The organism is Bartonella sp. MR30HLJHH (assembly GCF_042194195.1).
GTDB lineage: Bacteria > Pseudomonadota > Alphaproteobacteria > Rhizobiales > Rhizobiaceae > Bartonella > Bartonella grahamii.
This window is the reverse complement of record NZ_JBHIMO010000003.1, coordinates 84677-96966: the sequence shown is the minus strand read 5'-3', so window position 1 is coordinate 96966 and position 12290 is coordinate 84677. Positions and strand designations below refer to the sequence as shown.

The 12290-nt window shown below is 37.8% G+C and carries 9 protein-coding genes; 4 read left to right on the top strand and 5 right to left on the bottom strand.

Features of this window, described 5'->3' with window-relative positions; genetic code table 11:
• Window positions 1-734 precede the first annotated feature (734 nt).
• Complete coding sequence (locus ACFIKR_RS03035) at window positions 735-1640, bottom strand: LysR family transcriptional regulator (protein WP_375658784.1); 906 nt, start codon at window positions 1638-1640, stop codon at window positions 735-737.
• Window positions 1641-1682: 42 nt separating this feature from the next.
• Window positions 1683-2639, bottom strand: coding sequence for a thioredoxin-disulfide reductase (gene trxB / locus ACFIKR_RS03030; protein WP_375658783.1), 957 nt, complete (start codon window positions 2637-2639; stop codon window positions 1683-1685).
• Window positions 2640-2949: 310 nt separating this feature from the next.
• Between trxB and ACFIKR_RS03025 the strand changes: the two genes are divergently transcribed.
• Window positions 2950-4344, top strand: coding sequence for a TrkH family potassium uptake protein (locus ACFIKR_RS03025; RefSeq protein WP_375658782.1), 1395 nt, complete (start codon window positions 2950-2952; stop codon window positions 4342-4344).
• A gap of 846 nt (window positions 4345-5190) precedes the next feature.
• Here ACFIKR_RS03025 and ACFIKR_RS03020 read toward each other — a convergent pair.
• Both ACFIKR_RS03020 and greA read right to left on the bottom strand, forming a co-directional pair.
• Window positions 5191-6249 carry a glycosyltransferase family 4 protein gene (locus tag ACFIKR_RS03020; protein WP_375658781.1) on the bottom strand — a complete coding sequence of 353 codons (1059 nt, stop codon included), beginning with the start codon at window positions 6247-6249 and terminating at the stop codon, window positions 5191-5193.
• 17 nt (window positions 6250-6266) lie between these two features.
• Window positions 6267-6740, bottom strand: a complete 474-nt coding sequence (greA, locus tag ACFIKR_RS03015) for a transcription elongation factor GreA (RefSeq protein ID WP_012754902.1) — start codon at window positions 6738-6740, stop codon at window positions 6267-6269.
• A gap of 339 nt (window positions 6741-7079) precedes the next feature.
• Here greA and ACFIKR_RS03010 point away from each other — a divergent pair, with 339 nt between their 5' ends.
• From ACFIKR_RS03010 to ACFIKR_RS03000, 3 genes are all read left to right on the top strand, one after another.
• On the top strand, window positions 7080-7394 hold the full coding sequence (locus ACFIKR_RS03010; RefSeq protein WP_375658780.1) for an SH3 domain-containing protein: 315 nt from the start codon (window positions 7080-7082) through the stop codon (window positions 7392-7394).
• Window positions 7395-7653: 259 nt separating this feature from the next.
• Complete coding sequence (uvrB, locus tag ACFIKR_RS03005) at window positions 7654-9996, top strand: excinuclease ABC subunit UvrB (protein WP_375658779.1); 2343 nt, start codon at window positions 7654-7656, stop codon at window positions 9994-9996.
• 737 nt (window positions 9997-10733) lie between these two features.
• Complete coding sequence (locus tag ACFIKR_RS03000; RefSeq protein ID WP_375658778.1) at window positions 10734-11495, top strand: BA14K family protein; 762 nt, start codon at window positions 10734-10736, stop codon at window positions 11493-11495.
• 65 nt (window positions 11496-11560) lie between these two features.
• Here ACFIKR_RS03000 and ACFIKR_RS02995 read toward each other — a convergent pair whose 3' ends face one another.
• Window positions 11561-12211, bottom strand: coding sequence for an MBL fold metallo-hydrolase (locus ACFIKR_RS02995; RefSeq protein WP_375658777.1), 651 nt, complete (start codon window positions 12209-12211; stop codon window positions 11561-11563).
• Between the last annotated feature and the right edge of the window lie 79 nt (window positions 12212-12290).

Below are 12290 nucleotides of genomic sequence, written 5' to 3'. Positions count from 1 at the left end.
ATGAACAAGACCTGCCTTAAATATTCACCTCACACTCTAATAAAAAGCACTTCAAGTATAAAGTTTTAACTATTTTATATCACGCCTCTAAAAGACAGACTTTTATGCTACAACAGAATAAATCTTTCTCAAACTCCTTATTGAATTTTAGTATTCTTAAAAAATTGTTGGATATCCACAAGTTTCGAATTTTTTTCTTATCATCTTCCCATATATTGCAATTTCTAGGGGCTCTTTCAAAAATAAAAAAAAGCCGGACATATGCCCGGCAAATTTGGAAAATCCTCAGAGATAAAATCAATCTGATAGATCTTCGTAAGGGAACACTCAAGAAAATGTACTGGGAGGCAACATAATCAAGAGATAGTATTCTATGTCATTTTATAAGAAAAAGTACAATAAAGACTTAAGCGTATCTGCTATGCAATAAACACATAGCTTTAAATTTATCTCCATCATGTACCACTCTCTTTTTAATTAAATATAAAAATGTAAGCTACACCATCACACGATTGTCCAGTTTCAATATATAATAACCCTCACATTTGCTAGCATTCATAAAAAACATTTATCTCTTTTTTCAAAAGTATTTATCCACACGGACTCCCTCCACTTTTAATGTGCAACGAATAGTTTTAATTGATTCAATATGGGCAAATTTGAAACGAAAGAATATTAGGGGAGTCTCAAATTGCAAAACAGTTAATTATCCCTTATAAATTAAGGCACTAATCTTAAAAAGACCACTGACGGGCTTTTAAAAAAATATAATCTCGAAAAGCATTTAACCTTGCCAAATTCTTTAAATTATAATGATAACAAAAAAAAGTATCAAAAGAAGGAATATCAACCATATCAGGGAAAAGACGCACCAAATGCTCATCATTATTGACGATATAATCAGGTAGCACAGCAATCCCAAGGTCACGCATAAGCGCATTCTTTATTGAGATGATATTGTTGATTTGTAGAACTGAAACGCGTAATGATCCATCACTTCTACCAGCCTTTTCCAACCAATTTAAACCAGACAAATAAGGTGGGACAGGTTCACCGAACGAAATAATACGATGCTCATCGAGATCAGACAATTTTTCCGGCTTTCCATAATTTGCAATATACTTTTCCGAAGCATAAACATGCATATGAATTGTAAAGAGTTTTCTTTGTATAAGATCAGGTTGTTGGGGTTGATGTAAGCGAACAGCACAATCTGCATGACACATTGTCAAATCAAGCTCTTCATCGGAAAGCAAAAGCTGAACCTGCATATCAGGATAAAGACTAAGAAATTCTGGCATACGCTCTGCAATCCACCCTGCCCCCATTCCAAAGGTCGAGGTCACACGCAAGTGCCCCGTTGGCTTTGCATAGCTTTCACTTAATTGCAAACGTACACTTTCAAGCTTCATCAAAACATCATGAGCTGTACGATAAAGAGTTTCTCCCTGTTCTGTAAGAATCAAACCACGCGCATGACGTTGAAATAAGGATACCCCAACCTCTTGTTCTAAAGCCGAAACCTGTCGTGAAACGGCTGATTGAGATAAATGAAGTTTTTGAGCAGCATGCGTAAAAGATCCCGCTTCTGCTGCAGCGTGAAAAACCCTTAACTTATCCCAATCCAACGGTGGCGTCACAATTAATTCTACCTCTAGATTCTCTATGTTCTCAATGAGTTGCTAACGCTTAGGTATATCCAAAAACCGTTCTGCTTCCAACGCTGCCATACATCCTCTTCCCGCAGCTGTTACAGCTTGGCGGAATGTTTCATCTGTTACATCCCCAGCAGCAAAAACGCCAGCAATGCTTGTTGCTGTTGAGTCCGGTGCTGTCCATAAATAGCCGCCTCGTTTTTGTTTCAGCTGTCCTTCAAACAGAGAAACAGCAGGATCATGCCCGATGGCAATAAATATGCCCTCTGCATTCACTGTCATCTCGTGACCTGTCTTAACATTTTTCAGACGTGCCCCTGTTACAACAGCGCCCATTGCTCCCTGTGCTGGCAACCCCACAATTTCTTCCACCACATGATCCCAAATGATACGTACGTTCTTGCAAGCAAGCAACCTATCTTGCAAAATTTTTTCTGCCCGAAACTGCCCTCGCCTGTGAACCACGCTTACACTTTTAGCCAAATGCGATAAATAAAGTGCTTCTTCAACAGCGGTATTTCCTCCTCCCACGACAATAACGTCCTTATCACGGTAAAAAAAGCCATCACATGTAGCACAAGCGGAAACACCACCGCCCATAAAGGTCTGTTCACTTTCTAAACCAAGCCAGCGCGCTTGAGCTCCTGTTGTAATAATCAGTGCATCAGAAGAATATTGTGTTCCTGAATCCCCATATAAGACAAAAGGATACTTCAACAAATCAGCCTTTATAATTGTATCATAGACAATTTTTGTCCCCATATTCTCAGCTTGTTTCGCCATTTGTTCCATCAACCACGGTCCTTGAATGGGATCTGCAAAACCTGGATAATTCTCAACATCAGTTGTAATTGTCAATTGTCCACCCTGCTGCAAGCCCGTCACCAAAACCGGCTTAAGCATTGCTCTTGCTGCATAGATCGCCGCTGTATAACCAGCCGGACCTGAGCCAATAATCAGCAGACGAATATGTGATTGTATCATTAAATCCCCTTCACTTTATTCTAACTTAATTATTCTATAAATAATAACGGAATGCAGCCTTTTAAAAAAATATTTTTCAAGAGCATCAATTATGTTATACATGCTTCTTTTCAAGTTTTATGAAAAGGTCTGATTACCAATTAATCAAGGTATGCTAATGTTAAGAATTAATCTTTATCCTATAAAGAGAAAAACGTAAATTCTTATGAGCACAAAACCATAATAAAAAGAGATACAAAGATAGGGAACGGTCATTTTTCAGTTTATTATCAATGTCTGTGCACGTTTTGCGTTAATCATGGCAGGAGCAATGCTTTTGCCAATTTTTGTGGATCTGCACGACAACAATCGTAATTGGATAACCTTTCTCTATTCTTATGCCATAATCACCATGTTAGCAACGCTGATTCTTTTAGCAACTAAGGGAGCTACTTGTCGTTTTTCAGCACGGCTTGGCTTTATGCTCACTGTTTGTCTTTGGTTAACAGGAAGCATCGTAGGTGCCTTACCTCTTTATCTTTCTCCTCTTCCCATTTCTCTAGCAGGAGCCATTTTTGAATCTGTTTCTGGAATTACAACAACAGGCTCCACAGTCCTTTCTGATCTTGATAATTTATCGCGAAGTATTTTGTTATGGCGTTCTCTTATATGCTGGATTGGAGGCATTGGTTTTATCGGTTTAGCCCTCTTACTTTTGCCTTCACTGCGTGTGGGTGGCGTCCGACTTTTTCATATGGAATCATCTGATAAATCTGAAAAAATATTGCCTCGCATCAACCAGATTGCCAATGGAATTATCATAGCTTATGTTGGACTCACATTGGCTTGTATGCTTTCTTATTTTGCTGCAGGCATGAATTTATTTGATGCCATTAACCATGCAATGAGTACAGTAGCAACAGCTGGTTTTTCAACGCATGATGCTTCTTTTGGTTATTTTTCTGATACACCAGCCATCTTAATTATTTCAACAATCTTTATGTTGCTTTCTGCTTTGCCCTTCGTACTTTATGTTAAATTAGTCCTTCCTGGACACTCCAAACGCTTCCTTGACCCACAAGTGATTGTTTTTCTCCATATTGTTCTCCTTTTCAGCTTTGCTTTAGCGGCATGGCTACGGTTTTATGATCATCGCGCGTTCCACTTGATTTTCCTTGATGTCATTTTTCACCTTTCATCCATTATTAGCACCACAGGTTACAGCGCTGAAGATTATCAACTTTGGGGACCGTTTGCGCTTGGAATTTTCTTCATTGTTTCTTTTACAGGCGGATGTGCTGGTTCTACTTCTGGTGGCATGAAAATCAATCGCCTCATTATTCTTTGGCGTATTACACAAACAAATATAGAAAAACTTCTTTCTCCTAATGTCGTTGTAAAGGCACGCTACGATCACTCAAATATATCAAACGATGTTGCACAAGCCGTTTTGTTTTTTGTCTGTCTTTATATGTTTTGCCTTATTATCGGCACTGCACTTTTGCTTACAACCGGTCTTGACTTTACTTCTGCCTTTACGGGGGTCTTAACCGCACTTTCAAATGTTGGTCCAGGCTTTGGAGATATTATTGGCCCCACTGGTAATTTCTCTACAATCAACGATAATGCTTTATGGATTTTAAGTTTTCTAATGTTAGCTGGACGCCTTGAAATCATAACAATATTCGTCCTTTTTATTCCCGCTTTCTGGCGTGAACAATTCTAATGCATAAAGCATTTTATTCTACCATGATAAAAAATTTACAAGATAAAAAGGTGTGAACAGTATGAGTCATAATATTCACCCCTCACTTAATCCACTGAAGATTTCCTAAAATTTCATACAAATCATCATATCAACGATATAAAACAGGCACCATCATTTTTACTTAAATAATAATAAGGTGCCAGCCGGTACCACAAAATAAGATATAAATTAGTGCCACCATATTATTTTCTTTCTGTTAATGTCGTAACAACCTGCATTTCAGACAATTTATAAGAAATCTCTTTACACCCTGTCTTCAATAGTTTTTATCCACCACATGCCTTCTTCCAATTATGATGTGCAAGAGGATAGCTTTTATTCAAATTAAAAAGGTAAATTATCTATAGAAATCATATATATATATTGATCTTAGATCCATCTTATTATGAACTTATTGACAATATGTACGACTATTTTACCCATGGAGACACCATCAATACCTTTTTTGAGACAAGAAAACGTTTTTTTGCTATCTATTTAAGTCTTACAAAACGAACAATATCAGTACGACACCGTATATCTAGACTTGAGTTAAAGCATTATTTTCTTAATCTAAAATATCACTGAATAAAAATAGCTTTCCTCTCTCCTAGTATGCTTTATCATAAACCACATATCGCTCTCAAGCGTATACATTTTTAATCTTTTATCCAAAATTTTTAGAACTTCTTATAGCGTTCTACTAAAGACAATATAAATTTTGTAAAATAACATTTATATCATTGAGCTGTTTTCTTGATGACTATGAAAAACCTTTAAGGAAAATACTTTTTATCATTCCTCAAGAAGATTTTTGATATCATATCAAAGTGTTTTTTCCGCAAACAGTTCTTTGTAAACACGCTCAATCTCGGTTGTCTCCTTTTCCAAAGGAAAGTGTGTACGAACATGGGTTAAAGCTTTCTTTCCGGCTACCAATGTTTTTTCTACATCAGCAAAATAAGGTTCAATTGCTGCTGTTAAAGCCGCTCCATCTCCTGCTTTTACAACTGTTCCTGTTCCCTCAACCACCAATTCTTTATAAGCTCCTGCATCACTCGTTACAACCGCAACCTGTGATGCCATTGCTTCTAATGGTGTTAAACCGAAACCTTCTGTACGAGAAGGTGCAACATAAAGTGATAAACGACGATACCACAAAGGGATATCCAAAATCTCACCAAGAAAAATAATGCGATCATCCAGACCAGCCTTAGCAATCTTTTGGTGTAATTCTTTTTCAAAATGATAATATTGCTCTGTCGTACGACCAGCGATAAGTGCTGTCCATTCAGGATAGTCAGGCAATAACGCTATCATGGCATCAACAAACAAATCTGTTCCCTTTGAGTAACGCAGACGCCCAAAACACCCTACCGCATATTTTCCTGGAAATCCTGTCGAAAAAAAGCAATCATCAAGAGTCTGTGGTGGAGTAAAACGCTTCACATCCACCCCATGCATAATAACCTTATGAGGCACTTCTAGATAAGCGCCCGTATGTGTACTGGTAGCGATAACCCTATCCATACAGCGAATCAACCATTTGGTAAAAGGCTTATGATGGCGTTGTGAAGCCGATGTAAAGATAAGTTTCAGCTTCATTTTCAAAATATCGCGCAAAAAGATCCCAAAAAGCATCTCAATATTGCGTCGTGCATGCCAAATACGAAATGGCTTCCCTTTCGGACTTTTCCAAAGTCCGAAAAGGTCCTTAAAAGCAAGAGCCGGCAAAGTTTGTGGTAAACCAAACCCCAAAGTGGATATACGCATACCCTGTTCGCGTTGCAGTGGAATAAGCTGAATAATCGTAGATGTTACTCCCGATAAACGCCTTTTAAAGTGAGGCGCAATAATCTCAGTTTCATCCAAAGATACACGCATAATAATCCATATGTTATTTAGATGTACTGAACCTTAATGATCTCGTAATTATGCGCACCACCGGGTGCATTCACCTCAATCACATCACCTTCTTGCTTGCCAATAAGTGCACGTGCAATAGGCGAAGAAATAGAGATTTTACCAACCTTTACATCAGCTTCTTGATCTCCTACGATCTGATACACTTTTTTTTCTTCAGTATCCTCATCCAAGAGTTTAATGGTTGCTCCAAATTTTATTTTGTCGCCTGAAAGACGCGTGACATCTATAACTTCTGCTCGTGCGATATAATCTTCAAGCTCATTTATACGCCCCTCATTATGGCTTTGCGCTTCTTTAGCTGCATGATATTCAGCATTTTCTGATAAATCACCATGTGCACGCGCCTCAGAAATTGCTTCAATAATTCGCGGACGCTCCTGTTGTTGACGCCAACGCAACTCTTCTTTAAGACTCTCAAAACCAGCTGTAGTCATCGGAACTTTTTCCATAATCCGTCCCTTTCTATTACACGGAAGGTTTAATAAAAATACAAAAAACGGCTTCCAAAATTACTTTTGGAATCCGAAAACTACGATCTTTTTTATTATATAGTACAGTATCGCTATTTTCCATACAAAAATAAATAAAGGAAACAAAACATGCACAAATAGTGATTAAAACATCTCATTTTGGTGTTTAAACCGTTAAACTTCACTCTTCTCTTTAAAGTCTCCTAAAGAAGAAAGAATTGTATTTTTTTCTGTTTTATCATAATCTAGCAAAAAAAATCATATGGGATACAATAGAGAGAAGGATAGAAAATCTCTAAAGAAATTCTTTACAGAAGAATGAAAAAAATCGTCATTTTTTTTATGTTTGGCTCTTTCTTTTTCGCCACAATAGCATCTGAAGCTGCGGATGCTTTTGTTACGAGGAATCTTAATTTTAGAACAGGTCCCAGCACTCAGTATGCACTTTGCGGCTTAATCTCTGCTGGAGAATTGGTTTTTGTTAAAAACTGTGAAGGAAATTGGTGCCATATTCGATATAACACTCAAACAGGTTGGGTGTCATCTCGTTATCTTTCATTTAAAGATGGAAATGATCTTTATCACACATACACAATGTCTTTAGTGCCCAAACGTACCGATTATTCTCCATAATAGCCATAACAACTTATGCCATCTTGAATATCATCATGGCAAAAATGCAATAGTATCCATGAACAACCACAAATATGCCCCTCCAAAGAAACACTTCGAAGAATTCGTCTCATAGAAAAAACTTGATCAATATCCTAATGAAAGCTCCAATAAACCAAAGTAAATCTGTTCAATAACGTTTTGCTGTTGGCGTAATGAAATTGTAAAAATTAGTATTTTCTTTAAAATCACTAGCACTTTTCTATCAAAGGATACAACAATGAAAAATGGTGTTACAGCAACGGTTGAGGCTCTTTCTGCTCTGATTGCCTCAGGCAACCCTCTTTTTAAGAATGGCGCGTTATGGACACCCCACCGCCCTGTTCGTCCTGAAAAGTCTGAAGGTGGCATTCCATTTCAACTCGAAACACCCTTTGAACCTGCGGGAGATCAACCTACAGCCATTAAAACTCTGGTTGAGGGAATTCAAAAAGATGAGCGTACACAAGTGCTTTTGGGTGTTACCGGCTCAGGAAAAACCTATACAATGGCCAAAATCATTGAAGAAACACAGCGTCCAGCTTTAATCTTAGCACCAAATAAAACTCTAGCAGCGCAGCTTTATGGGGAATTTAAAAGTTTTTTTCCCCACAATGCCGTTGAATATTTTGTTTCCTATTATGACTATTATCAGCCAGAAGCCTACGTTGCCCGCTCTGATACCTATATTGAAAAAGAATCCTCAATTAATGAACAAATCGACCGTATGCGCCATGCTGCAACACGTGCTGTCCTTGAACGTGATGACGTCATTATTGTCGCATCTGTATCCTGTATCTACGGGATTGGTTCAGTAGAAACTTATACTGCTATGACCTTCAAAATAGAAAAAGGTGATAAACTCAATCAACGGCAATTATTGGCCGATTTAGTTGCCCAACACTATCATCGGCAAGATATTAATTTCATCCGTGGTTCCTTTCGTGTTCGAGGGGATACAATCGAAATTTTCCCTGCCCACCTCGAAGATCGTGCTTGGCGTATTTCGCTCTTTGGCGATGAAGTGGAAACAATTACGGAATTTGATCCTCTAACGGGTCAAAAAACAGGCAACCTTCAATCGATTAAAATTTATGCCAACTCACACTACGTAACACCACGCCCAACACTCAATCAAGCGATGAAATCGATCAAAATGGAACTCGTTCAACGCCTTGATGAGTTGAATGCAGCTGGACGTCTTTTAGAAGCACAACGTTTAGAACAACGTACAATTTTTGATTTGGAAATGTTGGAAACCACCGGCTCATGCTCTGGAATCGAAAATTATTCACGCTATTTAACAGGGCGAAAACCCGGGGAACCACCACCAACCTTGTTCGAATACATTCCAAACGATGCTCTTGTTTTTATCGATGAAAGTCACGTAACTATTCCCCAAATTGGAGGCATGTACCGAGGTGACTTTCGAAGAAAAGCAACCCTAGCAGAATATGGGTTTCGCCTACCTTCCTGTATGGACAATCGCCCTTTACGCTTTGAAGAATGGGATGCCATGCGCCCACAAACTATTGCTGTCTCTGCAACACCAGGACGCTGGGAAATAGAACAATCTCACGGCACTTTTGCAGAACAAATTATTCGTCCAACAGGGCTCATTGATCCGCCAACAGAGGTTCGTCCAGCCAGCAATCAAGTCGATGATGTTGTGAATGAAATTCGTAAAACAATTCAAAAAGGCTACCGTACATTGGTGACAGTTCTCACAAAGCGTATGGCAGAGGACTTAACTGAATATCTCCACGAACAAGATATTCGTGTACGCTATATGCATTCTGACATTGATACATTAGAACGCATTGAAATTCTACGCGATCTGCGGCTTGGCACCTTTGATGTCCTCATTGGTATCAACTTGCTCCGAGAAGGCTTAGATATTCCAGAATGTGGCTTTGTTGCCGTTCTAGATGCCGATAAAGAGGGCTTTTTGCGCTCTGAAACTTCCCTCATACAAACAATCGGACGTGCTGCACGTAATGTGGATGGCCACGTTATCCTCTATGCAGATACAATCACCGGCTCCATAGAACGAGCCTTACAGGAGACACAAAGACGTCGACAAAAACAAATAGCCTATAATGAAGAACACCATATCACACCGAAAAGTATCAAAAAAAATATCGGAGATATTCTCAATTCAGGCTATGAAAACAACCATATTCGCACAAATATCCCTGATATCATCGAGAAAAAAAATATGGTTGGCAACAATTTAGCATCTCATATAAAACACCTTGAAAAATTAATGCATGAAGCGGCTGCTGATCTCAACTTTGAAGAAGCAGCACGCCTTCGCGATGAAATCAAACAATTACAAAAGATAGAACTAGAAATCGCTGAGAACCCCTTAACACATCATAGCGAACAATCCACCCATGAGCCCGTGTTACAACCAAGTCTTTTCTCCAAACCAGACCTTGCACACATGGGACCAACCATGGACACTGGTATTCTGGAAAATCGAAAAGGAAAATCTGGTAAAAACACCCCTAATCAAGCAACAATAAAACGAAAAAAAACACAATCAACAAAGGAGCAAGAAATTTCAAACAGCCTAAAATAATCTCCAGTTCTTCTAAAAAACGACTAAAGCTCAAAAGCAAACAGCATTATCCGCAAAATAGACAACCCCAAACATCAAGGGAGCTCCAATTTATCTAAAACACCATGAGAGAGAATATTTTACAAAAAATGCCTAAAATTTATTGACTTTTTAAGCAATTTTTCTTGTTAAACTGCGTTATAAAAAATCCCTAAAAATGTAAAAAACTTATAAACTATAAAAAAGCAGACAAATTTAAAGGGAATGTCTTATATATATCAAAAAATTACTCACAATATATTATCTTTATACAATTATACTCTGATATCGAACTCAAATATTATTTAGCCTTACAAGAGAATATTCAAACAGGACACTGTTCTATAACACAAATAAAGTAAAAAAAGACTTTATCATAGCACAATAAGCTTATGATAAAAAATGATAACTTTTATTCATACACCTATTATTCAATTCATATTGTATCAAGTGATACAAAAAGTATCCATAAATAAAGAGTTTATATTCCATAGTAAAAAATCGGGTACTCTCAATACAAACTTATTAATTAACCTCAAGCAGAATACATTAATTGAAATCAAAATTCTGTCATGATTTTATTTTATTGTATCTGCGATAGGTTTAACTAAATGAATTTTCATTTGTTTTATCACAATAAAGTCCAAAATTATTCAGGCTCTATTCAGTTTGAAACGTGTAGGATGTAAAAAATACGAATTTACACAAGGAGCATCATTATGAAAAAGGTGATCAAGCTAGCGGTATTATCAGTAGTGTCAACTGCAGCCGTTTTCATGCCGCTAAATGCAACGCTTGCGGATATGGCATGGGATGTTACTCACCCTCTCACGAAAGAAATAGATGATATGAGGAGGAAGATGCGTAAAGAAAGAGATGATGCGACAAGGGAAATTGATAAGAAAATTGATGATATCTGGCGTTCCCGTTTTTCTAGCTCCCATTGTTCTGATAGAAAAAATGTCTGTCATTCTGATGATTTCCAAAAGTTTGTTGATGATTTCCGCAAGCTTTCTGAAGAAAACTCTAGAAGATTTAAAGCCAAACGTAATAGGACGGAACAACAACAACATCATTATCATCATCATTATCATCATCATTATCATCATCATTATCATCATGTTGAAAACAAAACATATCATCACATTGAGCGTAAAAAGACAAAACACAGTAATATTCATATAGACAACTCAGGAGATGCTTTAGCAGTGGGTGTTCTTGGTACAATTTTAAAAAAACCAGAACAGCCACAAGTGGTTTATCAAATAGTACCACAAAATCAGGTAATTTATCAAAAAGTTCCGCAAAATCAAAGAGTTTATCAGGTGCAGCAAACGGCGGAATATGAGCCACTCCAGCAATCATTAGAATCTAATTGGCTTAACTATTGCAAGAAAAAATACCGTTCCTTCAACCCTAAAACAGGGACTTTTCGAGACCGTAATGGTTTGGAACACATTTGTTATGCCCCAATAAATTAACTTCTGTTCTACTAAAAAAGTCTTAAATGGCACAAAAAAACGCTTCAAAGCGTTTTTTTGTTTGCTCATATATTAAAATCTTGAAGAAAAGGATTATTTTGACGCTCATAGCCTATGCTACTTTTAGGACCATGCCCACAGATAAAACAAACATCATCGCCTAAGGGTAAAACTTTTTCTCGAAGAGAGTGCATCAATTTTTCATGAGAACAGAAGGGGAAATCAGTGCGTCCAATAGAACCACGAAAGAGCACATCACCCAAGAGAGCTAGGCGTTCTTTTTCATTGAAATAAATAACATGACCAGGAGAATGTCCTGGGGTGTGAAAAACCTTAAACACATGTCCAGCAAAATGAACGCGTTCACCATCTTCTAACCATTGGTCAGGAATACAGATGCAAGCATCAGTGATGCCGTAATTTCTTGCGCTTTCGCTCACGGCATCCATTACAGGCTTATCATCGCGATGTGAACCGATAATTTTTACATTAAGCGCTTCTTTCGCTTGCATTGCTGCTCCCACATGATCAAAATGACCATGTGTTATCCAAATAGCCTCAACGATAACGCCTTTCTTTTCGATTACGTCTTGAATCCGCGGCCAATCACCACCAGGATCAACGAGAACCCCCGTTTTACATTCACTATCAAAAAGCAAAGTGCAATTTTGTTGGAATGTCGTAACTGGAATAATATGTGCACTAAGATTCCCCATGACGTCCTTTTCAAAAGTAAAATTTTACTAAGTTTATAAGGAGCATTACTCTTCCTCTACAAAAAACAGCCTGCTCGAC

Excerpts from the sequence above, each read along its gene's own strand:
- ACFIKR_RS03025 (WP_375658782.1), top strand. The coding sequence starts at position 2,950 with ATGCTTTTGCCAATTTTTGTGGATCTGCACGACAACAATCGTAATTGG.
- ACFIKR_RS03000 (WP_375658778.1), top strand. The coding sequence starts at position 10,734 with ATGAAAAAGGTGATCAAGCTAGCGGTATTATCAGTAGTGTCAACTGCA.
- uvrB (WP_375658779.1), top strand. The coding sequence starts at position 7,654 with ATGAAAAATGGTGTTACAGCAACGGTTGAGGCTCTTTCTGCTCTGATT.
- trxB (WP_375658783.1), bottom strand. The coding sequence starts at position 2,639 with ATGATACAATCACATATTCGTCTGCTGATTATTGGCTCAGGTCCGGCT.
- ACFIKR_RS02995 (WP_375658777.1), bottom strand. The coding sequence starts at position 12,211 with ATGGGGAATCTTAGTGCACATATTATTCCAGTTACGACATTCCAACAA.
- ACFIKR_RS03010 (WP_375658780.1), top strand. The coding sequence starts at position 7,080 with ATGAAAAAAATCGTCATTTTTTTTATGTTTGGCTCTTTCTTTTTCGCC.
- ACFIKR_RS03020 (WP_375658781.1), bottom strand. The coding sequence starts at position 6,249 with ATGCGTGTATCTTTGGATGAAACTGAGATTATTGCGCCTCACTTTAAA.
- greA (WP_012754902.1), bottom strand. The coding sequence starts at position 6,740 with ATGGAAAAAGTTCCGATGACTACAGCTGGTTTTGAGAGTCTTAAAGAA.